Source organism: Afipia sp. P52-10 (genome assembly GCF_000516555.1).
Taxonomy (GTDB): Bacteria; Pseudomonadota; Alphaproteobacteria; order Rhizobiales; family Xanthobacteraceae; genus P52-10.
Genome location: NZ_AZSJ01000003.1, coordinates 2,288,264 through 2,313,368 on the forward strand (window position 1 = coordinate 2,288,264; position 25,105 = coordinate 2,313,368).

Here is a 25,105-nt window from a genome sequence, read left to right on the forward strand (position 1 = left end):
CCGGCGTGAGCCGGGCATTGTCGTTTTCGGATACCGGCCTCTTGGCCTCAGGTGATGATCTCGTCGAGATCCTTGCCGGCGTGTTCGGGCACCATGAACATCACGCCGATCGCCATCGCCACCATCAGCACCGGGATGCACAGGAACGACAGTGCGAACGAGCCCGTTGCCTGCTGCAGGGCCACCGTCACGAACGGGAACAGGACGAAACCGACGAAGTAGGCGATGGCCCAGACGACGCCGTTGGCGGCGCCGCGGATGCGAGTCGGAAACACCTCGGCCGTCAGCGTCGTGCTCGGACCCCAGAAGCCAAGGAAGCCGAAGCTCCAGGCAAGCCCGAACACCCAGAGCAGGAGATGGTTCTCGGTGTAGACCCACAGCGTCATGAAGATCGCCCCCTCGAGCAGCGTGACGACGAAGGCGACGCGGCGGCCGATCTTGTCGGCGAGCCAGCCCGCGAGACATAGGCCGAAGAAGCCGGAAATGCCCCAGAACAGATAGAACAGGCTGTATTCGGCCGTGCTCCAGTGTTTCTCGGTGGCGAGATAAAGCGGCATCCAGCCGCCGACGGTGCCGAAGATCGCTGTCGACGAGCAGGCGATGAACAGCGCGACCAGCGTGGCCGGCAGCACGTCGGGCATGAACACCTGGCGAATGCCGACCGCCTTCGCCTTGTTGAACCACTGGCTGTCCTCGTCGCTGACCCGGCCGCCGCTTTCCAGCGTCTGGGCGATGCGGCGCTTGCGATCCTGCGCGCGGACCCAGTACGGCGATTCGGGACAGGTGGCGCGGACATAGATCGCCAGCAAGGCGATGATGCCGGGCACGACCACGGCAGCGCGCCAGCCCCAATCGGTGGCGAAGGTGAAGGTGATGGCGCCGGCCAGCGAGGCGCCGAGCGCCCATGTCGAACGCGTGACGCTGATGACGCGGCCGCGGAATTTCGCCGGCCAGGTTTCGGCGACCAGCATCGACCCCAGCGCCCACTCGCCGGCGAGTGCGAACGACACGATACAGCGGGCGATGACGAACACAGCGAAGGTCGGGGACAGCGCCACCACCGGCATCAACAGCGAGAACAGTGCGATGTTGACCGCAAGCAGCGTGCGGCGACCGAGCCGGTCGGCGAGCCATGGCCAGAAGTAGAGCCCAAGGATGCTGAACAGCAGCGCGAACTGCAGGCTCCATCGATACTCCGGTACCGACAACGCGAATTCCTTGATCACCATCGGCGAAATCAGCGCGAAGATCACGCCGTCCATCCCGTCGAAGCCCCAGCCCAGGGCGTTGGCGGTGGCGATATGCCAATGCGTCGGCGTCAGCTTCTCGCCGCTTTCGGCGACGGCGCGGTAGTTCGCGTTCTGCAGGTGCTGTTGTTCGAGCGGTCCGGCTTCGCCGTTTGACGTGGCCGCATGGTCAGCCGCGCCATCCGCGGTGATGGTGCTCATGCATATCCTCCCGAGCCGTGCGTCCCGCGTGGGGACGCCTCTTGTGTGGCCGGCTCTTCTGTACGGAGCCGGTCATTGAAGGCTGACCCAGGATCATCCCTGCGACAAGAGCGTTACTCGGCCGCGACGCATGTGCAAGACGCAAGGGTCGAGGTTCCGCGCGGCTGCGGGCGCGTCTAATCCGCGAGCTTGACCAGCATCTTGCCGGTGTTTTTGCCATTCAGCAGCCCGATCAGTGCGCGGGGAGCGTTGGTGATGCCATCCACGATCGTTTCCTGGTACTTGATCTTGCCGCTCTTCAGCCAGCCGGTCATGTCCTCGGTGAACTTAGCGCGCAGGTGCGGAAAATCGTCGGCGGTGAAGCCGCGGATCATCACGCGGCCATAGATGATGTTCGACAAGGTGTTGATCGGCGCGGACAGGGCCCCGGGGTTGTTATAGGCCGAGACCATGCCGCACACCGGGATGCGCCCGAGCAGGTTCATGCGCGGCAGCGCGGCGTTGAGATGGTCGCCGCCGACGTTGTCGAAGTAGACGTCGATGCCCTTCGTCGCTGCCTGCTTGAGCGCATCGCGGATCGGCTGCTTCTTGTAATTGATGACGACGTCGAGGCCGAGCGACGTCAGCCAGGCCACCTTGTCGTCGGAGCCGGTCGAGCCGATCACCCGGCAGCCTTTGATCTTGGCGATCTGGGCCACGATCGAGCCGACGGAGCCCGCTGCCGTGGACACGAACACCTGCTCGCCGTCCTTCAGCTTGCCGATCTCGAGCAGCCCGCCATAAGCGACGAAACCGCCGTTGCCGAGCACATGCATGTAGACGGTCAGCGGCAGAGCCGGATCGGGCGTCAGCTTGGTGACGCCCTTGCCGTCGGACACGAGATGCTGGCGGAACGACAGCCGGTGCTGGACGATGTCGCCCTCCTTGAACGCCGGGTTCTTCGATTGCGTCNCCCGCCCGGTGGCCGGCCCGCCGATCGGCTCGTTCAGCTCCTGGCCCTTGGAGAGGCGTGGCCGCATCGCCGGGTCGACCGACATATACAGGTTCTGGATCTGGATCTCGCCGTCGCGGGCATCCGGCACCGTGCGCTCGTGCACCGCGAAATCGGTTTCGCGCGGCATGCCGTCGGGACGTTTGACGAGATGGATTTCCGTGCTCTTGGCCATGGCGCGTTTCCTTCGATGATGTGTCGTTGCTGGGCATCTGCCGCGGAGCCGATTCATACGGCATCCGCTGCGTGCTTCAATCGGCGGATCGGGCAGGGGTCTACCCCGCAGGGCCATAACAGGACGGCGGCGTACGCTTTGCCGCGTGCGCCGCCGTCAGATCGTCATGGCCTGATCGGGCGTTTCAGGACTTCGATGTCGCCAGCACCGGGGCCGGTGTTTCGGCCGCGACCGGCGCGTCGTGCTTGGTCGAGGCGCAGTCGCGCAGCAGGCCGCTGAAATAGCCGCGGGTGATATGGGCGAGCTGGGGATAGGGCTCGCGCGACATCAAGAGACGGTGCAGTTCGGCCAGCCGGAAGCATGGAATGCCCGGAAACAGATGATGCTCCAGATGGTAGTTGAGGCCCCACGGCGCGATCAGCCACAGCTCCCAGAACGGGGCGATGACGGTGCGGCTCTCGTTCAGCACATGCTCGTGCTCCACCGCATAATGTTCGGCGACGTTGCGGATATAGCGGATGCCCAGGAACACGGTGGCGAGCGGCACGATCCAGTACAGCACCAGCAGCTTCCAGAAGCCGAACGCGATCGAGGCGACCAGAAGCGAGGCGAAGAAGAACAGCCGCGCCCGGTTCACCGCCGCGGGAATGTCGCGGGTTTCCTTGTTCTGGTGGAAGCCGCCGAGCGCGGTCTTGATCTTGAGGCCGGAAAAATACTGCATGATGTGCTTGAGCACGACCCGCGGCGGCGCCGGAAAGTGGAACTCGGCCAGTTCCGCATTGCGAACCCAGTCCGGGTCCTTTTCGCCGTTCAGCTCCCGGTGGTGGGCAAAGTGGCTGTTCCGGTAGCCGGCCATCGAGGTGGTGGTCGGCAGGGCGACGATCTCGCCGACGAAGTCGTTCAGCGAGCGGTTGGTGTAGGCGCGATAATGGGCGGCGTCGTGCATGAGCCCGCCGAGGCCATTGATGCGCGAGCCGATCACGACCACCGCGAGCGCATAGATCAGGGGATTCCACCAGGTTTCGCTGATCAGCACGGCGGCGGCGATCAGCGCATATTCCAGCAGGGCGGCTGCCGAAAACTTCACGCTGTCGATTTGCGACAGGTTGCGGATCTCGTCCTTGGTTAACAGGCGCGGAATATCCCGCACGCAAGCATCGCCAAGCTTCGCCGAGCGTGCCACCACCGCTTCACTCATCGATTGACTCCATGAACGCCGAACCCGAGAGAGCGGAGCGAAAATACCGCTTTCGGCGAAAACCACCAAGCGACGTTAACCGGACGTTAAGGCCAAATTTTAACGTTTGGTAAATATCTGGGGCAGGCGCGGGAAGACCGCAAGGCGGGGAACCAGCGGCAGCTGCGGCCGGCTGCACTAACAATTGGTTAACCGCTCCAATGAATTACTAACGATATTGACTCAGGATTAGTTCATTTGCGGGCGATATGAATACCTTACGCCCGCGTGCACGAGATGGGTTGATGGCTTTCCTGAAACTTCGACAGCCGAAGGACGACGCGCAGCTGCCGCCCGCGATTTACGTGGCGCTGGTCGACTCGCTGTTCCAGAACTTCATGGCCTCGTTCGCGGGTACGGTGTGCGCTGCCATCGCCGCGCTGCTGACGGCCTGGGAAACCGGCGCGGTCTGGCTCTGGCCCTGTGCGCTGCTGATCATCGCCGTGGGCGTCATGCGCACCTACGACATGCGCGCCTACGAGACGACCGGAAAGCCGCTGACGGCGGAGACCGCTCCGGCCTGGGAGCGCCGCTACGCGATCGGCGCGATCGCCTACGCCGGTTCGCTCGGACTGTGGTGCTGGGTCGCGCTGATGCAAAGCGACGATGCCGTCGCCCATCTGCTCTGCCTCTCGGTGACCATCGGCTACATCGCCGCAGGTGCCGGTCGAAACTATGGACGGCCGCGCATCGCCTATCTCCAGGTGGTCGCAGCCTGCGGGCCGATGGTGCTGGCGCTGCTGCTGCAGAGCGACGTCTATTATGTCTCGCTGGGATTGCTGAATGCCCTGTTCTTCATCGCGCTGAGGAACATCACGCTTGATCTGCACAAGGTGTTCGTGCGGGCGCTGGTGGCCGGCGAAACCATCACGTCGATCGCCAACCAGTTCGATACCGCGCTCAATAACATGCCGAACGGCCTGTGCATGTTCGGTGCGGATGGCCGGCTCGCCGTCATCAACAAGCGCTTCACCGATATGATGAACATGCGCCACGACACCGTGGCGCTGGGTGCGAGCGCGCGTGAGCTGCTGTCGGCCTGCGTCGATGCGCATGCGATCTCGGTGGAGAGTGCCAACGCCATCGTCACCGGCGCTGAAGCCGGCAAGACGGCCGAGATCGTCACGGCCGATGCCGGGCTCGCCGACGACCGGGCGCTGGAGTGGACGTTCCAGCCGATGGATGGCGGCGGCATCGTCATGCTGGTCGAGGATGTCACCGAACGGCGCAACACCCAGGCCAAGATCAGCCGCATGGCGCGGTTCGACCAGCTCACCGGGTTGCCGAACCGCCAGTCGTTCCGCGACGAGATCGCCGCATATCTCGGCAGCGAGAATGGCGAAGCATTGGCGGCGCTGTTGTTCGTGGATCTGGATCAGTTCAAGCAGGTCAACGATACGCTCGGCCATCCGTGTGGCGACCGACTTCTGTGCGAGGTTGCCGATCGTCTGCGCGAACTGCTCGGCCCGAACGACTACGTGGCTCGTTTCGGCGGCGATGAGTTCGTGGTGTTCCTCCGCAACATCGAGGCGGAAGAGAGCGCCTCGGGGCTCGCCCGCAGGATCGTCGACCGCCTGAGCGAACGCTACGAGATCGACCATCATCAGATCGAGATCGGCGCCAGCATCGGCATCGCCATGGCTTCCGCCGGTGTGAGTGCCGACAATCTGCTGAAGAATGCCGATATGGCGCTCTACCGTGCCAAGGCGGACGGCCGTGGCATGTTCTGCTTCTTCCGCGAAGAGATGGCGTCCGCGCTGGAGGCGCGCCGTACGCTGGAGATCGATCTGCGGCAGGCGCTCGCCAACGAAGAATTCGAGCTCTACTACCAGCCGCTCGTCAATCTGAAGACCGGGCGGATTTCGACCTGCGAAGCCTTGCTGCGCTGGCGGCATCCGGTGCGCGGCGTGGTGTCGCCGGCCGACATCATTCCGGTCGCCGAGGAGATGGGCCTGATCGTCGATCTCGGTCGCTGGATCCTGCGGAAGGCCTGCATGGAGTGCATGACGTGGCCGGAGCAGGTGCGCGTCGCCGTCAACCTGTCGCCGCTGCAATTCCAACAGCGCAACCTGCTCGACGACATCCGCTATGCGTTGCAGGTGTCGGGGCTGCCGGCACGGCGGCTCGAAATCGAGATCACCGAATCGTCGCTGTTGCGCAACACGCAACGCACCCGCGACACGCTCGAGGGCATGCGCAGGGAAGGCATCGACATTTCGCTGGACGACTTCGGCACCGGTTATTCGAGCCTGAGTTACCTGCACAGCTTCCCGCTGCAAAAGGTGAAGATCGATCGCTCGTTCCTGGAAGGCATTCGCGAGGACAAGCCGCTGACGCTGTTGCGCGGCGTGGCCCGGCTGTCCACCGATCTCGGCATGGCGGTGGCGGTCGAGGGGATCGAGACCAACGAGCAATTGGAAATCGTCGCCGCCGACGGCACCGTGACCGAGGTGCAGGGCTATCTGTTCGGACGCCCGGTGGCGGCGAGCCAGATCCGGCAGCTGCTCGTAGCCTCGCACGCGCGCCGTCCGGAGGACCTGGACGATCTCGCTCGCGCCAAGCGCTCGATTGGGTAAAGGCGGCCTGAAATTTGCTCTCGCTCGCTGATGGCCAGGGGCGCGGGCGTCCCTCATGGCCCGGCCGTGGACGGAGCTGCCGCCTCCTTCATCACCCCGCCACAACGTAGAGGTTAGGGTTAACCGGCGGTATCCTTTGCGTTGCGTTGGGAATGTATTAACGTTTATCCAGGTGCAGGACGGGTTCCATGAGTGTGTCCGGAGATGCGGTGATGGTGTCTGCTATTCGGGCAAATCCGAGCTTGGCGGATCGAGGAACGGAACTGCTGAGCCGGGTGGAATACCGGCTGATGCAATCCGCGGAAGAGCGCGAACAAATCTACCGGTTACGATATCGGGCTTATCTGCAGGAGGGCGCGATCGCGCCCAATGCTAGCGAGCGGATCGAAGACAAGTTCGACAATCTGCCGAATTCCTGGATTTTCGGGCTTCATGTCGAGGGGGAACTGGCAAGTTCCATCCGTATCAGCGTCGCGACGCCTGAATTGCCCCTGACGCCTGCCGTCGACGCGTTTCCCGATTATCTTGAGCCGGAACTGGCGCGTGGCAAGATCATCGTCGACCCCAACCGCTTCGTGGCCGACCCGCTGCGGACCAAGCGAATTCCCGAATTGCCGTATCTGACCGTGCGGCTCGGATACGTCGCCTGCGGACACTTTAATGCCGATATCGGCACGGCCACGGTGCGGGCCGAACATCAGGCGTTCTATCGCCGTGTATTCCTGCAGGACGTGTGGTGCGCGCCAAGGCCCTATCCCAGCCTGATCAAGCCGCTGTCGCTGATGGCCGCTCATTATCCGACCGTGCGGGACAAGATCTTCCGCCGCTATCCTTATTTCCGTTCGACCGACGAAGAACGGCAGCGGCTGTTCGGGGCAGTCGCGCAAGGCACGCTGCCGATGATGCCGCCGCAACTCGAGGACGGGGCGCTGGTGACGCTGCAGCCGCGCCAGCCGATCATCTAGATATCCTTAGGGCCTGGCATTTGGGTCGTCCGGCGGTTCTTGCACCTGCCTGCAAGCGGTGCGGCGCTGTCCCCGGAAAGACCTTGCTCGAACAAGACCTTGCGAAAGGCGGGATAGGCTTGCGGCGGTCGTTGCCGGCGGCCTTGCGTGCGAAAACGGCTGTCCCATCGCATCAACTTGTCAAAACTTCACCGTCGCGCCACATTTACGGGGCATTAACCATAACGGGCGCTTTAACTCGATTCCCCGCATTTGAGCCGTTCGATCAACCCCTCATCAAGGTTGACGGAACGTTCGCTTAACCATCGCCCTGTAGACCGGATACAGGGTCTGAAAATCGTGAGCGTGGAGGCTCCGGAATGAACACTATGCGTATCCTCCAGGGTGTGAAGTTGGCTGCGGTGGTGGCCGTGGCCCTGTCGATGGCGGCTTGTGCCAACAAGAATCCGCTTGGCGCCGATGGAGCGATGGCCAGCGCGGCGTCGCCGGGCAGCCAGCAGGATTTCGTTGTCAACGTTGGCGACCGCGTCTTCTTCGAGAGCGATCAGACCGATCTGACGCCGCAGGCGATTGCGACGCTCGACAAGCAGGCGCAGTGGCTGCAGCAGTACAACCGCTACACCTTCACCATCGAAGGCCACGCCGACGAGCGCGGCACCCGCGAGTACAACATTGCGCTCGGCGCCCGCCGTGCGCAGTCGGTGCGTGCCTATCTCGCCTCGCGCGGCATCGATCCGAGCCGCATGCGGACGATCTCCTACGGCAAGGAGCGTCCGGTGGCGGTCTGTAACGACATCTCCTGCTGGTCGCAGAACCGCCGTGCTGTGACGGTGCTCAACGCCAGCTCCTGATGCGCGGGCAGGGTTTGTTCAAGCCAACAAGCGACGGCGCCCGCGGGCGCCGTTTTCGTTCGTGCGCTCATGCGCTGCAATGTGTCGCGCGCTTTGCGAACATCACATTTTTGGCGTACTCACTGGGCTAATGTCGTGGCGGTTCCCGGACTGCGGGAACGGCCTTACCGTATCAGGCAGCAATGTTTCCGAGATCGACAGTGATGATGTGCGCCGCGGTGCTGATCGCGCCGGCGCCTGCGTTCGCGCAATACCAGCAGCCGTATCAGCAACAGTACCAGCAGATGGATGAGACCGACGCGGTCGTGCGCGTCGAGCAGCTTGAGAACAAGCTACGGCAGCTCACCGGCGAGAATGAGCAACTGCAGTACCGGGTTCGCCAACTTGAAGAGCAGTTGCGCCAGCAGGGCGGTGCGCAGGCAGCGCCTGCCAGCCGTCCGGCATCGGCCGCGGCTCAGCCGCAGTCGCCGCCGACCTATCAGCAGCAGAGTTATCCGCAGCAGCCTTACCAGCAGGGTGCCGCTGCCGCCCCCTCCTATCCGCCGGCAACGCCGCAGCCGGGCCGCCGCAACGATGCGTTCGATCCGAACGCCAATCCGAACGCGCCAGGCGTGCCGCGTCAGCTTGGCAGCATCGTTGGTCAGCCGAGTGCACCCGAGCGTCCCGTCGGCGCGCCGGGCGGGCGCAATGCAGGCGAGCCGCTCGATCTGTCGAGTGTCCATGGCGGCGCACCGCAAGCGGGCGGCGAGACGCAGGTCGCCACCGCAGCGCCCGGCCAGTCGCCGCGCGACGAATTCGACCTCGGTTACGGTTACATCCAGCGCAAGGACTATGCGCTGGCGGAGGAGACGCTGCGCGGCTTCGTCAAGAAATATCCGAACGACCGCCTCACGGCCGATGCGCAGTATTGGCTGGGCGAAAGCCTGTTTCAGCGGCAGCGCTATCGTGACGCGGCCGAGTCCTTCCTGACTGTGACGACGAAGTTCGACACCGCCACGCGCGCGCCCGATGCGCTGTTGCGCCTCGGCCAATCGCTGGCTGCTCTGAAGGAGAAGGAGGCGGCCTGCGCCGCCTTCGGCGAGGTCACCCGGAAATATCCGCGCGCATCGAGCGGCGTGAAGCAGGGCGTCGATCGCGAGCAGAAGCGCAACGGCTGCTGAGCATGGCCAGGGCCGTCCGGAGCAGCCCTGCGCAAGGAATGAACCAATCGAGCGATGGCGAACGGCCGCTCTCGCATGCCGAGGCGGCCGTCCGGTTTGCCGGCTTGAAGCATGCCCGCGCCGTCGTGCTAGCCGTCTCCGGCGGCCCGGATTCGACCGCGCTGATGTGGCTCGCCGCGCGTTGGCGCAAGCGGCTGAGGCGCGGGCCAACATTGATCGCAGTGACGGTTGATCACGGATTGCGTCGGCAGTCGCGGGCGGAAGCCCGTGCTGTGAAGGCGCTTGCGGCTTCGCTCGGCATCACGCACGCGACGCTGCGTTGGTCGGGGGGCAAACCGCAACGGGGCATTCCGGCCGCAGCCCGCGAGGCGCGATACCGCCTGCTGATCCAGGCGGCGCGCAAGGCCGGCGCCGGTCATGTGGTCACCGCGCACACGCGCGACGATCAAACCGAAACCTTTCTGATGCGGCTAGCACGCGGCAGCGGTCTTGCCGGCCTCGGCGGCATGGCCGCGACGTCGGCGCGCGATGGCGTGGTGATTGCGCGGCCGCTGCTCGACGTCCCGAAGGCGCGGCTTATCGCCACACTGATGAAAGCGAAGATCGCTTACGCCGAAGATCCCACCAATGACGATCCGTCATACACCCGGCCGCGCTGGCGCAGGCTGTTGCCGGTGCTCGCGCAGGAAGGCGTCGACAGCCGCACCATTGCCCGCCTGACCGAGCGGCTCGCGCGCGCCAACGTCGCCCTTGAGACGATCGTCGATCGCGCCGATGCGGCGCTCGTGCAATACGACGGCGGGCTGCCGGGCGGCACGGTTCGCGAATGCGTCGATGCGCGGGCCTTTGCGATGCTGCCGGATGAAATCCGGTTGCGGCTGTTGCAGCGGATGATCGACCGCCTCGGCCATGAGGGGCCGGCGGAGCTTGGCAAGACGGAGACGCTGCTCGACGGTCTGATGGCCGCGGACGCTGCGGGTGGGGTCGAGGCGATTGGCCGCACGGGCTTCAAGCGGACGCTGGCCGGTGCCATTGTCTTCGCCCGGGGCGGTAGCATTTGCGTCGAGCCGGCGCCGGCGCGGCGCTCTACGAACCGGCCAAGATAGCCTTAACCCAATGGGCGGATTGCGGTGTTCCAACGGCGGAAGGCGCCTTAAATATCGCCAGAATCTGCTAAAAGGTCACAGTGTTTCCCTTGGCAGGGCGATGGCTGCTACATAAGTTAGCGGCCTGAGCCTGATCCTGCCCTGAAGCCTGTGTTCGCTCGACAAGAGAACCGGTTTTCGGAACGGGATTGCGCTTGAACGGACGAGTCACACGACGATTGAGGCATGGAAGACCCTTTCGGCCGCGATGAACTGGGTCTGAACCAACCGGCTGCTCCGGTGTGAGCCGGCACAAGGACAAGAGGCCGCGCGGCGCGCGGTGATGAAGGAAGCCCGATGAACGCCAACCTGCGTAACTTTGCTCTCTGGGTCATTATTGTCCTGTTGCTGCTGGCGTTGTTCACCCTGTTCCAGAACCCTGGACAGCGGACATCCTCGCAGGACATTCCGTTCTCGCAGCTTCTCTCGGATATCGACGCCGGCAAGGTGCGCGATGTCGTAATCCAGGGGCCGGAGATTCACGGCACCTATACCACCGGCGGCAGCTTCCAGACCTATGCACCGAACGATCCGACGCTGGTGAAGCGCCTGTATGATGGTAAGGTCACCATCACGGCGAAGCCGCCGGGCGACAACGTGCCGTGGTTCGTCTCGCTGCTGGTCTCGTGGCTGCCGTTCCTCGCGCTGATCGGCGTGTGGGTGTTTCTGTCGCGGCAGATGCAGGGCGGCGCCGGCAAGGCGATGGGCTTCGGCAAGTCGCGCGCGAAGATGCTGACCGAGGCGCACGGCCGCGTGACATTCGAAGACGTCGCGGGCGTCGACGAGGCCAAGCAGGATTTGCAGGAGATCGTCGAATTCCTGCGCGACCCGGGCAAGTTTCAGCGGCTCGGCGGCCGCATTCCGCGGGGCGTGCTGCTGGTCGGCCCTCCCGGCACCGGTAAGACGCTGATCGCGCGTGCGGTCGCTGGCGAAGCCAACGTACCGTTCTTCACCATTTCCGGTTCGGACTTCGTCGAGATGTTCGTCGGCGTCGGCGCGTCGCGTGTGCGCGATATGTTCGAGCAGGCGAAGAAGAACGCGCCGTGCATCATCTTCATCGACGAAATCGATGCGGTCGGCCGTCACCGCGGCGCCGGTCTCGGCGGCGGTAACGACGAGCGCGAGCAGACGCTGAACCAGTTGCTGGTGGAGATGGACGGCTTCGAGGCCAACGAGGGCATCATCCTGATCGCCGCGACCAACCGTCCGGACGTGCTCGATCCGGCGCTGCTGCGTCCGGGTCGTTTCGATCGCCAGGTGATCGTGCCCAATCCTGACGTCGTCGGCCGCGAGCAGATCCTTAAGGTTCACGTCCGCAAGGTGCCGCTGGCGCCGGACATCAACCTGAAGACCATCGCCCGCGGTACGCCGGGCTTCTCGGGCGCCGACCTGATGAACCTCGTCAACGAGGCCGCGCTGATGGCTGCGCGTCGTAACAAGCGCATGGTCACTCAGTCCGAGTTCGAGGACGCCAAGGACAAGGTGATGATGGGCGCCGAGCGCAAGTCGCTCGTCATGACCGAGGAAGAGAAGATGCTGACCGCCTATCACGAAGGCGGCCATGCGATCGTCGCGTTCAACGTCAAGGCGACCGATCCGGTGCACAAGGCCACCATCATTCCGCGTGGCCGTGCGCTCGGCATGGTCATGCAGTTACCGGAGCGCGACAAGCTGTCGATGTCACTCGAGCAGATGACCTCGCGTCTCGCCATCATGATGGGCGGCCGCGTGGCGGAAGAGCTGATCTTCGGCAAGGAGAAGGTGACGTCAGGTGCGGCGTCGGACATCGAGCAGGCGACACGGCTGGCGCGCATGATGGTGACGCGCTGGGGCCTGTCCGATGAACTCGGTACGGTGGCCTATGGCGAGAACAACGATGAAGTGTTCCTCGGCATGCAGGTGAACCGTCAGCAGAACGTCTCGGAGGCGACCGCGCAGAAGATCGACGCGGAAGTGAAACGGCTGGTCGAGACCGGCTACAAGGATGCGACCCGGATTCTCACCGAGAAGCGCGAGGATCTGGAAGCGCTGGCCAAGGGGCTGCTCGAGTTCGAGACGCTGACCGGCGACGAGATCACCGACCTGCTGAACGGCAAGAAGCCGAACCGCGAGTCGATCATCGAGCCGACCGGATCACGCTCATCGGCGGTGCCGTCCACCAAGAACCGGCCGCGGCCGGAGCCTGGCGGCGATATCGCTCCGCAGCCGCAAGCCTGATCCGGCAAGAGACCAGTTACCCTGCTACGAAACGCCTGCCTCGCGGCAGGCGTTTTTGTGTGTTCCGATGCGGTAAGCCGCCGATGCGGTCCTGAGTCCGCGCCAGACTTAAGGGTTCCGCAACGAGGACGCCTGCAAGCTGCCGCCGATCGCGCCGCCAGCCAGCAGAGCCCGCAACATGTCCTCGACGCCGTCCGCCACCATCGCCAACGACCGGCAGATTCCGGAACTGGCGCTGAAGGTCTGTTTCGCGTTGGCCGTGCTGCATGTCGTGTATTTCCCCGTCGCGTATCTCGCGGGCGGCTACATTTTCACATCCGAAGGACTTGGCCACCCAAGCGACTTCGTCACCGTCTGGTCCGCGGGGCGAATGGTGATGGATGGGCATGCTGCGCTGGTCTACGACTGGACGCTGCACAAACAGGTGCAGGTCGCCACTCTCGGGCAGGGCTATCCGGGCAACCTCGGCTGGCATTATCCGCCACCCTATCTGTTCATCGCGACCGGGCTCGCCTACCTGCCTTACGCCTTCTCCTATCCGTTCTATGCCGTGGCGAGCTTCATTCCCTATGCGGGGGTGATGCGAGGGATCGTCGGCCGGCCGGTCGGCTGGCTGCTGGCGTTGTCGTTTCCGGTGGTGTTCGCTAACGCGATGGTCAGTCAGAACGGCTTCGTCACCGCGGCGCTGATCGGCGGCACGCTGCTGTTCCTGCCGACGCGGCCGATCCTCGCCGGCGTCTTTTTGGGGCTGCTCACCTACAAGCCGCAGTACGGCATCCTGTTTCCGATCATACTGATCGCCACCCAGCAATGGCGCACGTTTTTCTCCGCCAGTGTGGTTGCGCTGCTGTTGGCTGTGCTGTCCTGGGTTGCCTTCGGCACCGACAGCTGGATCGGCTTTTTCCACGGGCTGTCGCAAACCGAGCAGGCGTTCCTGTCCGAAGGTCGGGCCGGTTGGGACAAGCTGCAAAGCCTGTTCGCGACGATCCGCTTCATCGGCGGCAGCGAGCGGCTCGCCTGGGCTTGCCAGTTCGTGCTGATGGCAGCGGTGGTCGTCACTGTTGTCGTGCTATGGCGCAGCCGCGTACGCTACGCGATCAAGGCGGCGGGGCTTGCGACCGGCGTGGTGCTGGCGACGCCCTATCTGTTCCTTTACGATATGATGGTGCTCGCGGTCGCAGTGGCGTTCCTGGTCCGCGACGGATTACGGACAGGCTTCAAGCCGTATGAGTGGGCGCTGCTGGCGCTCGCCTTCTTCCTGCTTTGCATCTTCGTGCTGGTGGGCGGCCCGACCGGGTTCGGAGCGGCGGTGATCATCGCGGCGATCACGCTCGCTCGCAGCGGTCTCCTGCGTCGGGATGCGCCGCCGTTGAACGTTGCGCCGTCACTGCCTGCTTAGAGTGTGATGGAGCGTGCGGTAGCGTTGAGGAGCGAACCGTCATCCTCGGCGTCGTGGCTCGTCTCAGCGAGATGATTTCGGCCAATTGCGCGTGTGCCGCTGCAGTTCAATGATGTGCGATCATGCAGATCGGCCGCCGTCAGCGCCTCAGCAGGCGTTCGAATTTTTCCAGATCCTTGATGTTGACGGTCATGCCGCCGGCCATCGTGACATCACCAGGCTTCTGGTCAGGTTTGCAGGCGCCAAGGTAGGAGGCTTCCAGCGTCAGATTGGTGATGCTGGGCGGGCTGCTCTCATCGTCGCTGGTCTTGGTCTCGGTGACCACCGTGTATTTGGATGTGAAATCGCCCGTCACATCGGAATGCATGGTGATGTACTTGCCTTCGAAGCGGCAGATCGAATCGATGGTGTAGCCGCTGGTGGCTTTCTCGACGTCGCGCTTCTCGCAGGCGACCGGCCGCATCGGATTGAACATCGTGCTCATCTCGCGGTCGGTCTTTTCGTCGGTGCAGTGAAACATCTTCGCTGTCGGCATCACGCCGCCGGTCAGCTTGATCTTGATCTCCCACAGTCCGGGCTTGCGAGTCGGGAGTTCGACTGCGCACACGCTGCCAACGCTGCAAAGAAGCGATGTAACGGCAAGCGCCGCAGCTACACCCGTTCGCATCATCAGCATCCCTCAGCCGGCGACATCCATCGCCGACGATTAGATGCCTTCGCGCACGCTGGCGCAAGAGTATGGATTATGCGTGCTGCGCCGCGATGGTTCCGCTGCATTCTCTCGCACTGCGGAGCGAAGCAAGGATGTCGCGATCGGCTCAGTAGCGATGCACGTGAACCGTGCGGACGCGGCGCGGCCAGACACAGGCGAACGACACGTAACCGCCATAGGTGCGCTGCGTTGCGAGCCGCCGCTGCACCTTTCCGTACTGGGCGCAATGGTCGGCGGCGAGAAGGCGCGGATTGATCTGCTTCGCGAGCGGCCAGGCGATGATGCCGCCGGTGTCATTGCCCTTGAACGGAGGCACCTCGTAGGCCTGGGCCGCCGTCATCTGCAGCGCCAGCAGGCCGACGGCTGCGAGAACTGACAAGGTGAAAGCATGCCGTTGCGCCTGCATGGAGAGCTCCTCTTGCGATTCTGTCGGAGTTTAAAACGGTGAGCAGGGAGGGAAAAGCACGCCGAGACGAATTTACCCCGGTTGCGGGCAACTGTTGCCGCGCTGCACTTGACCCGGAAGCCGGGCGGCGGCACCGTCCGCCCAGCAGCCTGAATCGGTGGATCCACCATGTCGCGCCAAACTCCCTTCCTCGTGCTTTTTCTCGCGCTGGTTGCAGCGGCCATCCTTGCTGCAGGCGGCGCTGCGAAGGCGGCGAGCGATCTCGAAAAGAACTTCTGGCTCGAGGGGCCGCGTTACGACGGCAACGTGCCGCCTTGCGAAGCCGCGCTGGGCAAAGTCGCCCGCCAGTTTGCGCAGAAGGAAGGCAAGTACTGGAATTCAGCTCTGCAGATCACCGGCTTCACCATGGTTCGCGAAATCGCGCTCCAGCCTTGGACCTCGGCGACCATCCCGCGCCGTTATTGCACCGCCCAGGCGGCAATTTCGGACGGCCGCGTTCGCAGGGTGAATTTCTCGGTGATCGAGGACGGCGGTTTCGCCGCCTTCGGGTCGGGGGTCGAATTCTGCGTGGTCGGGCTCGATCGCAACTGGGCCTATAGCCCCGGCTGCCGAATGGCGCGTCCCTGAGACGTCCATGAGACGTGCGGCGGGTGACCGCAGCCGGTTTTTGTTCTGGTAATGTTCATCTAACGATGGCTAACGTTCACTCCGGCTTATCGGTGTGAACGGGGGGTGTTTGATGTTGGTGTCGGCGTGGAGAGGGCGGATCGCTTGCTTGGCGGGCGTTTTGCTGGCGATGGCGGTTGCGACAGCAGCCGGTGCTCAGGATCGGCGGCAGAATGCACCGGGCGAGTTCGATTTCTATGTGCTCGCGCTGTCCTGGTCGCCGTCCTATTGCGAAGCCGCGCATGAGCGCGGCTCGCTCGGCAAGTCGCAGCAGATTCAATGCGGCGGCAGGCCCTATTCGTTCGTGGTGCATGGCCTGTGGCCGCAATACGAGCGCGGCTTTCCGAACTACTGCCAGCGCCCCGCACCGCGCCTGGACCGGCGCATCGTCTCGGCGATGCTGGACCTGATGCCCGCACCGGGCTTGATCTTCAACGAGTGGGACAAGCACGGCACCTGCTCCGGGCTGCAGCCGCGCGCGTATTTCGAGGCCATCCGCAAGGCTCGCGCCGGGATCAAGATCCCCGAACAGTTCTTTGAGGTGGCGGAGCCGAAGATGGTGGCGCCGGATGAGATCGAGGATGCCTTCATCAAGGCGAACCCCGGGCTTAGCGCCGCGGCGATTTCGGTCGTCTGCGACACCCGCCGCCTCAGCGAGGTGCGCATCTGCATGAACAAGGACCTGCAGTTCCGCGCCTGCGAGGAGGTGGATCGGAGAGCCTGTCGGCGCGAGAAGGTCTTGATGCCGCCGGTGCGCGGCGGCTGACGGGTAAGCCTGCCATACCAATCAGCAAATGAGGCGATCGTTGCTACAGTCAGGCGACGGTCGCTTTTGTTTTCGATATCCGGATGAACTATCGCCACGCCTTCCATGCCGGCAATTTTGCCGATGTCATCAAGCACATCGTGCTGAGCGGATATTGATCCATCTGCAGGATAAACCTGCGGCGTTCCGTTTGATCGACACCCACGCCGGCGCCGGCCGTTACGATCTCACCGGCGCCGAAGCCCAGCGCGGCGGCGAATGGCAGGCCGGGATCGGCAGGCTGCTGCAGGCCTCGTTCGAGGCGCCGGTGATGGCGTTGATCAAGCCGTATCTGGACATCGTGCGCGCCCACAACCCTGCGGATGGGCTCGTCGCCTATCCCGGGTCGCCGCTGGTGGCGCGGGCGTTGCTGCGGCCGCAGGACCGGATGGTCGTGTGCGAGCTCGAGCCGGGCGCGCACCGGCAGCTGGTGGCCGCGCTGCGCCGGGACCGCCAGGCGCGGGTGGTAGCGATCGACGGCTGGACTGCGTTGCCGGCCTATGTGCCGCCGCAGGAACGCCGCGGGGTGGTGCTGATCGATCCGCCGTTCGAGCGCCCGGACGAGTTCGATCGCCTTGCGGCTGGCGTCGAGGCGGCGATGGCCAAATGGTCTACGGGCAGCTACCTGCTTTGGTATCCGATTAAGGATCGGAGGGCGGTGGCGCGGTTTGGTGAACGGGTTACCGCGGCAGTTGCCAAGGCGCTGGGGCAGCCCTCACGCGCCGTGCTCGCCGAGCGCGTGCTGACGATCGAGTTCGAGACCGGTGGCGGGGGGCCAGCGAAGGCGGGTCTGCACGCGGCCGGACTAGCGGTGGTCAATCCACCCTGGACCCTGGCTCGGGACATGACGATCGTAGCACCCGCGCTGGTGGACGTGCTCGGCCAAGGCGGCAGAGGCCGTTTCTGGATCGGTAACCACAATTCCTAGCTGTGCGATTGGCTGCCGGCCACAGCGCAAAAAAATGAGGCTGCCCATGGCCCGTTCGCTGGAACCGTATTATGATTTCACGACGAATGGCTGGCTTTACGTTCCGCTTTCGCAAATGATCGCGGCGGAGTGACAAGGCCTTGGGCGTGCTCTGGCGAATTGGGATGGGTTCGCCGTGAGGAGCCGCCCCGGTTGCCGATGCTTTCCGGGAGTGAATGTCCGGTCGGGCTGTGACGCGGGGGCGTGACAGCGAAGCATGACGGGGGAGTTTCCCGATGGCAATGACGGGGACAGTCAAGTTTTTCAACGGCGAGCGCGGCTACGGATTCATCAAGCCGGACGATGGCGGTCGCGATGTGTTCGTGCACATCACGGCAGTCGAACGTGCGGGACTGAAGGGATTGAACGAAGGCCAGCGGATCACTTTCGAAGTCGAGCCCGACAAGAAGGGCAAAGGGCCCAAGGCCGTCAATCTTGTCGTATCGTCTTAGGCTCGGCCGCGCTTAACGAACAATCCCGGGCGCGAGGCCCGGGATAAATGATCAGCGCTGGTTGCCGGCGTCAGAACTTGTAGTTGACGCCGAGCCGCAGCACGCTGAATTGATAACCGTTCGGCAGCGGCGTCAGCGCGTAGTGATTGTCGTTCAGGCTGACGTAAAGATACTCGACCTTCGCGGTCCAGTTCTGTGTGAGGCCAACCTCGGCGCCGGCGCCCAGCGTCCAGCCGGCGGCCCATTGCGATTCCGAGTAGTTCAGCACTTCCGCGCGCACATTGCCGAAGGCGAGACCGCCGGTGCCGTAGATCAGGATGTTGTTCATGGCAAAGCCTGCGCGACCGCGCAGCGTGCCGAACCAAGGGTTCGAGAACTTCCACGCAGCGAAGCGATCGCGCGCTCCGCTCGCCTGGAAGTCGGCTTCGAGGCCGAACACGAATTGACCGGATTGCCAATTGTAGCCGCCCTGGATGCCGCCGTTCAGGCCGTCCGGCTCAACGCCGCTGTTGGAGACCTCACCCCACTGATAGCCGATGTTGGCGCCGATATAGGGGCCGGCCCAGCTATAGGTGCCGAGCGGCTGCGGCACCGTGTAGGGCTGGCGGCCATACCCGTAACCATAATCCGCGGCCTGCGCGGACGAGGCGATGCCAATCAGAGCGACTGCAATCGCGGCGACAAACTTCATACGCATCCCAACAACTCCTGAACGTCCCCGCCGTCCGAAGCTCGCGGGTTTGACGCGCCGGAACGTGCGGGGGTTGCACCGAATCCTCCCACCCCTCGGATTCGTTGCTCTCATGCCTAAAATTTATCGAGAGTTTTAAGTTAAACAGACCTTAAGCCGGCGCGAGCCCGCGGATTCGTTGTTAAAAGAGTCTTGCTAGCTCCCGCAGCGTCCGGTCCGGAATGATGGTTTCACGTCCGCGTTTGTCCGCTGGATGACGCAAAGAAAGACGGGCGAGCCGGGGTTGTTTTCGATAAAAATGTCGCGATTGAGACGCGAAGCGATGCTGGCTGCGCGACATATGCACGCTTAGCTGTGGGACATGGCTGAAGAACCTGACGATCCGAAAACGCCCCACCGTGACCCCGCGGCGCGGGACCCGTCGGCGAATGATATCGATCCGGCGACCGCAACCGTCGAGGACGACGATGAGGCGCGCCTGCCGGAAGCGGAGGATGCGGGCGAGGCTCCGGTGGAGGGAACTCTGGCGCTTGGCCGCGCGGCGATTGCGCGTGCGGTGAAGCTCGCGCCCGCGTCGGCCGGCGTCTATCGGATGCTGAACGCGGCCGGCGAGGTGCTCTACGTCGGCAAAGCCAAGAGCGTGCGCAAGCGGCTCGCGTCCTATGCGAGACCGACCGGCAACGCGATCAGGATCGCGCGGATGATCGCTGCGACCGCCAGCGTCGAGATCGTCTCCACCGCGACCGAGACCGAAGCGCTGCTTCTGGAAGCGAACCTGATCAAGCAGCTGCGCCCGCGCTTCAATGTGCAGCTGCGCGACGACAAATCGTTCCCTTACATCCTGATCACCGGCGACCACTGGGCGCCGCAGATCCTCAAGCATCGTGGCGCGCAGACGCGCCCGGGCAGCTACTTCGGTCCGTTCGCGTCGGCCGGCGCGGTCGGCCGCACCATCACCGCGCTACAGCGCGCGTTTCTGGTGCGCTCCTGCACGGATGCGTTCTTCGAAAGCCGCACGCGGCCCTGCCTGCTCTATCAAATCAAGCGCTGCGCGGGTCCATGCACGCGCGAGATCGATTTCGCGGGCTATTCCGAACTGGTGCGCGAGGCCAAGGATTTTCTGTCCGGACGAAGCCGGGCGGTGAAGGAACTGCTCGCACGCGAAATGGAGCAGGCCTCGGCGGCGCTCGAATTCGAACGCGCCGCGCTCTATCGCGATCGTCTGGCGGCGCTCTCCGCGGTGCAGGCCCAGCAGGGCATCAATCCGCACACGCTGGAAGAGGCGGACGTGTTCGCGATCCATCAGGAGGGCGGCTATTCCTGCGTCGAGGTGTTCTTCTTCCGGACCGGCCAGAACTGGGGCAACCGCGCCTATTTCCCGCGGGCCGATCGCAGTTTCTCCCCGGAAGAGGTCTTGGGCTCGTTCCTGGCGCAATTCTACGAGGACAAGCCACCGCCACGGCTGGTGCTGCTGTCGCACGAGATCGAGGAGCGCGGGCTGTTGGCCGAAGCGCTGACCGCCAAGGCCGGTGTGAAGGTCGAGGTCAGCGTTCCCAAGCGTGGCGAGAAGCGCGATCTCGTCAATCACGCGCTCGCCAATGCGCGCGAGGCGCTTGGCCGCAAGCTTGCCGACAGTTCCTCGCAGATGAAGCTGCTGCAGGGACTGGCTACGGTGCTCGGTCTGCCCCGCGTGCCGCGCCGGATCGAGGTCTACGACAACAGCCACATCCAAGGCACCAACGCGGTGGGAGCGATGATCGTCGCCGGGGCCGAGGGTTTCGCCAAGAACCAGTATCGCAAGTTCAACATTCGTTCCGAGGCGCTGACCCCCGGCGACGACTACGCGATGATGCGCGAGGTGCTGGAACGTCGTTTCAAGCGGCTGCTCAACGGGGCACCGCGCGCGCAGGATTCGCCCGACGAGCCGGCGGAAGAGGTGGAAGCCGCTGCTGATACACCGCAATGGCCGGATCTGGTCGTGATCGACGGCGGTCTTGGCCAGCTCAATGCCGCCCGCGCGACGTTCACCGCGCTCGGCTTGAGCGATGTCTCGCTGATTGCGGTCGCCAAGGGACCGGACCGCGACGCGGGCAAGGAGACGATTTTCATTCCGGACCGGCCGCCGTTGAAACTGGAGCCGCGCGACCCGGTTCTTTACTTTATCCAGCGGTTGCGCGACGAAGCACACCGCTTCGTGATCGGATCGCACCGCAAATTGCGGCAAAAGGGTCTGCGTGAGGCGGGTCTGCAGGAAATCGCTGGCATTGGGCCGTCACGCAAGCGTGCTTTGTTGCACCATTTCGGAACCCTGAAGGCGATCGAGCGTGCCTCGATGGCCGATCTTGCGAAAGTTCCGGGAATCAGCGCCGAAAGCGCGCGCCGGATCTATGAATTTTTCCATGCCCGGGCCGGCTGAGCCCTGACCGGGCTGGAGGTGGACTGCTGAGGACGGACGGGGCACCGGTCTTCGTCCTGGAGAACGAGCCGTGCTAGACAGTCGGAATATTGACCGCGAGGACGCGGACGTATTGGTAGGGCAGATGAAGGATACGCTAACCCGACAGCCGGTCGACCAATCGCTGGCGCTGCCCAATCTGCTGACCTATTCGCGGATCGTGGCGGTTCCGGTCGTGGTCGCCTGCCTGTTCGCGCAGGCGGTGCTCGGCGGGCCACTGTGGCTGCGCTGGGTGGCGCTGGCGATCTTCATCGCCGCGGGCGTGACCGATTTCCTCGATGGATATTACGCGCGGGTGCTCGGCCAGCAGTCCGCCTTCGGCCGCATGCTGGATCCGATCGCCGACAAGCTCCTGGTGGCGTCCTGCCTGCTGATGCTGGCCATGGACGAGACCATTCGCGGCTGGACGCTGTGGGCCGCGATCATCATCCTGTGCCGGGAAATTCTCGTGTCCGGTCTGCGCGAGTATCTAGCCGCGCTGCGGGTCAGCGTACCGGTGACCAAGCTTGCGAAGTGGAAAACCACGGTGCAGCTCGTCGCGATCGGTTTCCTGATCGCAGGTGAGGCGGGGGATCTGGTTCTGCCGTGGACCTCGCAGATCGGCATTACGCTGCTTTGGATTTCGGCGATCGTCACGCTCTACACCGGTTACGATTATTTCCGCGCGGGCGTGCATCACATCATGTCGGAGTGATGGTGAAAATTCTCTACTTCGCCTGGGTGCGCGAACGCATCGGCAAGGCCGATGAGACGGTCGAGCCGCCCGCGTCGGTGGTGACGGTGGCCGACCTGATCGCCTGGCTGAGCGGACGCGGTGAGGAATACGCCTATGCGTTCGAGAAGCCCAAGATCATCCGTGCCGCGATCGATCGCGTGCATGCCAAGCACGACACGGCCATCCGCCATGCACGTGAGATCGCCTTCTTTCCGCCGATGACGGGCGGCTGAGCATGATCCCGACCGAAACGGCCGCGCTCACGCAAGTGGAAGCCAGCTTTCGAAATCCGATCATGCTGGTCGGAGGAGACGTATGACCGTTCCCGTCACCATCCGTCTGCAACCGGGCAATTTCGATGTCGCGGCGGAAATCGCCGCACTCACCCGCGGTCGTCATGACATTGGCGCGGTGGTGAACTTCATCGGCGTTTGCCGTAGCGGCGAGGGTGAGGATGCGATCACGGCGTTGACGTTGGAGCACTATCCGGGCATGGCCGAAGAAGAGATCGCCCGCCATGTCAACGAGGCGCTCGCGCGTTGGCCACTGACAGGCGTGACAGTGATCCATCGCTTCGGCCGGCTGACGCCGGGCGAAAATATCATGATGGTGCTGACCACCTCGGCGCATCGGGCGGCTGCGTTCGAGGCCGCGCAATTCCTGATGGACTACCTCAAGACTGCGGCGCCATTCTGGAAAAGCGAAGAGCGGGCCTCCGGTGCAAGCTGGGTCGAGGCGCGCAGCGAAGACGACGCGGCTGCGGCGCGCTGGACGACATCCTGATGGCGAAGCAGGTCACGAACAAGGCCAAGAAGAAGCGTGCGGTCGGCATCAAGCGGGCAGCAGGTCCCAAGGCGCGCCGCAAGAAAGCCGTCGACCGCATGACCTCTGCATCAAAGCGCACGAGCACGTCTGCGCCGCAACGATCGGGAAGGCGCGGCAAGACCCATGTTGCGGGGAAGGCAAAGCAGCAGGCCAAAGCCAAAGCAAATACGACAACGAAGGCGGCGAGACCTAAGCTGTCGACGATCTTCGACTACGTTCGTCTCGCGGCGGATCGTCTAAGCAAAGCCGGCGTCGTGTTCGCGCACGGCACGACGGACCCGGTTGCGGAAGCGGCGTTCCTGGTCGGCGAAACGCTGCGTCTGCATCCGGACGATGTCGAGCCCGCCGCACGTCAACGCGTGAGCAAGGCGGATGGCGCGAAAATTCTTGCCCTCGTCGATCAGCGGATCGTGACGCGCAAGCCCGCGGCTTACCTGCTCAACCGGATCTACATGCGCGGGCTGCCGTTTCATGTCGATGAGCGGACCATCGTGCCGCGCTCGTTCATCGGCGAAATTCTCGATGCGCATTTCGGCGACGATTCGCTGTTTTCGCTGCGTGATCCGGCCCGCGTGATGCGGGTGCTGGACCTGTGCACGGGCTCCGGATGTCTTGCGGTCCTCGCAGCGCATGCATTCCCCAACGCCACCGTCGATGCGGTCGATCTCTCGGCTGATGCACTGGCGGTCGCAAAGCGCAATGTGGACGATCACGCGCTTTCCGATCGCATCACCTTGTACCAGGGCGACCTGTTCGCGCCCCTGGCCGGCAAGCGCTACGACCTGATCATTTCCAATCCGCCCTATGTCGATGCCGAGGGTATGGCCTCGTTGCCGCCGGAATGCCGGTTCGAACCGGAAATGGCGTTTGCAGGCGGCGATGACGGCATCGATCTCGTGCGCATCATTCTCGCCGGCGCAAAGGCGCATCTCGCTGCGGATGGCGGATTGCTCTGCGAGATCGGCCGCTGCCGGCCGGCATTGGAGGCGGCCTATCCCGCGACGCCATTCCTCTGGCTCGACACCGAAGAGTCCGAAGGCGAGGTGTTCTGGCTGGAAGCCCGCGCTCTGTAGATGACGAGCAATATGCTGCCCGTCCTCGACGTCTCCATCAGGCGAGGGCTTGAGCCGCACATCCGCGCGGCAGCAGCCGGGTTGCCGGGTTCAAGCCTGGCAATGACAGGCAGGAAAACAGGACACGAGCGTCGCCTCTGATGAACGATGAACGCGTCGACCTTACGCCGCGACCCGCTTGCCTTTGGCCCGCACTTCAGTGCTGTAGTCGTCCATCAATTGCTTCGAGAGCGCGCCCGGCGTGAATCGCCACTGCGCAATCTCGGACACAGGTGTCACTTCGGCGGCGCTGCCGGTGATGAAGCATTCGGAGAAGCCGCTGAGCTCGTCCGGCATGATCCGCCGCTCGATCACCGCGATGCCGCGTCGCCTGGCAAGGTCGATCACCGTCTGCCGGGTGATACCGTCAAGGAAGCAATCGGCGATCGGCGTATGGATCGTGCCGTCCCTGACGAAGAAGACGTTGGCGCTGGTGCATTCGGCGATGCGTCCCTCCCAGTCGAGCATCAGCGCTTCCGCATAGCCTTTGCGCTCGGCGGCATGTTTGGAGATCGTGCAGATCATGTACAGGCCGGAGGCTTTCGCCAGCGCCGGGATCGTGCGCGGGTCAGGACGCCGGTAGGCGGCAAGATCGATGCGGATGCCCTGCAGCCGTTCGGTCGGATCGAAATAGCTCGGCCAGGTCCAGCAGGCGATCGCCAGGTGGATGGTGTTGGCCGCCCCCGACACGCCCATCATCTCCGAGCCGCGCCAGGCGAATGCGCGTACATAGGCATCGGGCAAGCCGTTTCTATCGAGCACTTGCTGTTTGGCGGCGTCGATATCGGCGGTGGAGTAGGGGATCTCGAAATCCAGAATCTGCGCCGAACGCTTCAGCCGTTCGGAATGCTCGCGGCTCTTGAAGATGGTGCCGCCATAGGCGCGCTCGCCCTCGAACACGCAGCTTGCGTAATGCAGGCCGTGGGTGAGGACGTGGACGTTGGCTTCGGCCCACGGAACGAGTTTGCTGTCGAACCAGATAAACCCGTCGATTTTGTCGAATGACACGCCCATGGCATGCACCTCCCGGGTGAAGAAAGCGATCGTGTCGTCAGCGCGCGTCAGCAGGCATGACGCGTCAGCGCGCGGGGCGTAGGGCCCCGTGCTCGGATCGAAGAAACGCGTGTGATCGTTG

At 63.9% G+C, this 25,105-nt stretch carries 22 protein-coding genes and 1 pseudogene; 16 read left to right on the forward strand and 7 right to left on the reverse strand.

What is annotated here, in order from left to right:
• Nucleotides 1-47: 47 nt before the first annotated feature.
• The 3 genes from X566_RS12125 to X566_RS23940 form a co-directional block, all read right to left on the reverse strand.
• Complete coding sequence (locus X566_RS12125; RefSeq protein ID WP_034466537.1) at nt 48-1,448, reverse strand: MFS transporter; 1,401 nt, start codon at nt 1,446-1,448, stop codon at nt 48-50.
• Nucleotides 1,449-1,624: 176 nt separating this feature from the next.
• Nucleotides 1,625-2,614, reverse strand: coding sequence for an NADP-dependent oxidoreductase (locus X566_RS12130; RefSeq protein ID WP_034466540.1), 990 nt, complete (start codon nt 2,612-2,614; stop codon nt 1,625-1,627).
• A 184-nt stretch (nt 2,615-2,798) separates the two neighbouring features.
• The gene (locus tag X566_RS23940) at nt 2,799-3,812 is read right to left on the reverse strand and encodes a fatty acid desaturase family protein (protein ID WP_051444046.1); all 1,014 of its coding nucleotides are present in this window, start codon (nt 3,810-3,812) and stop codon (nt 2,799-2,801) included.
• Between the two features lie 284 nt (nt 3,813-4,096).
• Here X566_RS23940 and X566_RS12140 point away from each other — a divergent pair, with 284 nt between their 5' ends.
• The 7 genes from X566_RS12140 to X566_RS12170 all read left to right on the forward strand — a co-directional run bounded on the left by X566_RS12140 (nt 4,097) and on the right by X566_RS12170 (nt 14,164).
• Nucleotides 4,097-6,427, forward strand: coding sequence for a bifunctional diguanylate cyclase/phosphodiesterase (locus X566_RS12140; RefSeq protein WP_152539856.1), 2,331 nt, complete (start codon nt 4,097-4,099; stop codon nt 6,425-6,427).
• A gap of 212 nt (nt 6,428-6,639) precedes the next feature.
• The gene (locus X566_RS12145) at nt 6,640-7,392 is read left to right on the forward strand and encodes an N-acyl amino acid synthase FeeM domain-containing protein (protein WP_081740151.1); all 753 of its coding nucleotides are present in this window, start codon (nt 6,640-6,642) and stop codon (nt 7,390-7,392) included.
• 368 nt (nt 7,393-7,760) lie between these two features.
• Nucleotides 7,761-8,243 carry a peptidoglycan-associated lipoprotein Pal gene (pal, locus tag X566_RS12150; RefSeq protein ID WP_034466543.1) on the forward strand — a complete coding sequence of 161 codons (483 nt, stop codon included), beginning with the start codon at nt 7,761-7,763 and terminating at the stop codon, nt 8,241-8,243.
• Between the two features lie 203 nt (nt 8,244-8,446).
• Nucleotides 8,447-9,403 carry a tol-pal system protein YbgF gene (ybgF, locus tag X566_RS12155; protein ID WP_409337819.1) on the forward strand — a complete coding sequence of 319 codons (957 nt, stop codon included), beginning with the start codon at nt 8,447-8,449 and terminating at the stop codon, nt 9,401-9,403.
• Between the two features lie 38 nt (nt 9,404-9,441).
• Entirely contained in the window at nt 9,442-10,509 is a 1,068-nt protein-coding gene (gene tilS / locus X566_RS12160; protein WP_034466548.1) for a tRNA lysidine(34) synthetase TilS, read from the forward strand.
• A 336-nt stretch (nt 10,510-10,845) separates the two neighbouring features.
• On the forward strand, nt 10,846-12,765 hold the full coding sequence (gene ftsH, locus X566_RS12165; RefSeq protein ID WP_034466550.1) for an ATP-dependent zinc metalloprotease FtsH: 1,920 nt from the start codon (nt 10,846-10,848) through the stop codon (nt 12,763-12,765).
• A 178-nt stretch (nt 12,766-12,943) separates the two neighbouring features.
• Nucleotides 12,944-14,164, forward strand: a complete 1,221-nt coding sequence (locus X566_RS12170) for a glycosyltransferase family 87 protein (protein ID WP_051444048.1) — start codon at nt 12,944-12,946, stop codon at nt 14,162-14,164.
• 139 nt (nt 14,165-14,303) lie between these two features.
• Here X566_RS12170 and X566_RS12175 read toward each other — a convergent pair whose 3' ends face one another.
• Together X566_RS12175 and X566_RS12180 are read right to left on the reverse strand one after the other, a co-directional pair.
• Nucleotides 14,304-14,771, reverse strand: coding sequence for a DUF3617 family protein (locus X566_RS12175; protein ID WP_160170467.1), 468 nt, complete (start codon nt 14,769-14,771; stop codon nt 14,304-14,306).
• Nucleotides 14,772-14,982: 211 nt separating this feature from the next.
• Nucleotides 14,983-15,282, reverse strand: a complete 300-nt coding sequence (locus X566_RS12180; protein WP_051444049.1) for a hypothetical protein — start codon at nt 15,280-15,282, stop codon at nt 14,983-14,985.
• A gap of 168 nt (nt 15,283-15,450) precedes the next feature.
• On the opposite strand from X566_RS12180, the gene X566_RS12185 reads away from it, so the two are divergent.
• The 4 genes and pseudogenes from X566_RS12185 (at nt 15,451) to X566_RS12200 (ending at nt 18,172) form a co-directional block, all read left to right on the forward strand.
• The gene (locus tag X566_RS12185; RefSeq protein ID WP_034466552.1) at nt 15,451-15,909 is read left to right on the forward strand and encodes a hypothetical protein; all 459 of its coding nucleotides are present in this window, start codon (nt 15,451-15,453) and stop codon (nt 15,907-15,909) included.
• Between the two features lie 169 nt (nt 15,910-16,078).
• Nucleotides 16,079-16,714, forward strand: coding sequence for a ribonuclease T2 (locus tag X566_RS12190; protein WP_244434788.1), 636 nt, complete (start codon nt 16,079-16,081; stop codon nt 16,712-16,714).
• A gap of 83 nt (nt 16,715-16,797) precedes the next feature.
• A pseudogene (locus X566_RS12195) lies at nt 16,798-17,681 on the forward strand (23S rRNA (adenine(2030)-N(6))-methyltransferase RlmJ).
• A 275-nt stretch (nt 17,682-17,956) separates the two neighbouring features.
• Nucleotides 17,957-18,172, forward strand: a complete 216-nt coding sequence (locus tag X566_RS12200) for a cold-shock protein (protein WP_034466559.1) — start codon at nt 17,957-17,959, stop codon at nt 18,170-18,172.
• A 70-nt stretch (nt 18,173-18,242) separates the two neighbouring features.
• On the opposite strand, the gene X566_RS12205 is transcribed toward X566_RS12200, so the two are convergent.
• Nucleotides 18,243-18,869 carry an outer membrane protein gene (locus tag X566_RS12205; RefSeq protein WP_034466561.1) on the reverse strand — a complete coding sequence of 209 codons (627 nt, stop codon included), beginning with the start codon at nt 18,867-18,869 and terminating at the stop codon, nt 18,243-18,245.
• Nucleotides 18,870-19,224: 355 nt separating this feature from the next.
• On the opposite strand from X566_RS12205, the gene uvrC reads away from it, so the two are divergent.
• From uvrC to prmB, 5 genes are all read left to right on the forward strand, one after another.
• Nucleotides 19,225-21,279, forward strand: a complete 2,055-nt coding sequence (uvrC, locus tag X566_RS12210) for an excinuclease ABC subunit UvrC (RefSeq protein WP_034466562.1) — start codon at nt 19,225-19,227, stop codon at nt 21,277-21,279.
• A gap of 124 nt (nt 21,280-21,403) precedes the next feature.
• On the forward strand, nt 21,404-22,012 hold the full coding sequence (gene pgsA / locus X566_RS12215) for a CDP-diacylglycerol--glycerol-3-phosphate 3-phosphatidyltransferase (RefSeq protein ID WP_034466563.1): 609 nt from the start codon (nt 21,404-21,406) through the stop codon (nt 22,010-22,012).
• A 2-nt stretch (nt 22,013-22,014) separates the two neighbouring features.
• Complete coding sequence (moaD, locus tag X566_RS12220) at nt 22,015-22,266, forward strand: molybdopterin converting factor subunit 1 (RefSeq protein WP_034468475.1); 252 nt, start codon at nt 22,015-22,017, stop codon at nt 22,264-22,266.
• 82 nt (nt 22,267-22,348) lie between these two features.
• Nucleotides 22,349-22,816, forward strand: coding sequence for a molybdenum cofactor biosynthesis protein MoaE (locus X566_RS12225; protein ID WP_034466564.1), 468 nt, complete (start codon nt 22,349-22,351; stop codon nt 22,814-22,816).
• Entirely contained in the window at nt 22,816-23,931 is a 1,116-nt protein-coding gene (gene prmB, locus X566_RS12230) for a 50S ribosomal protein L3 N(5)-glutamine methyltransferase (protein ID WP_152539857.1), read from the forward strand. Before X566_RS12225 ends, prmB begins: the two co-directional genes overlap by 1 nt.
• 162 nt (nt 23,932-24,093) lie before the next feature.
• Here the strand turns inward: prmB and X566_RS12235 are convergent, their stop codons facing one another.
• Nucleotides 24,094-24,984: a branched-chain amino acid aminotransferase gene (locus X566_RS12235; protein WP_034468477.1), complete on the reverse strand. Its 891-nt coding sequence runs from the start codon at nt 24,982-24,984 to the stop codon at nt 24,094-24,096.
• Between the last annotated feature and the right edge of the window lie 121 nt (nt 24,985-25,105).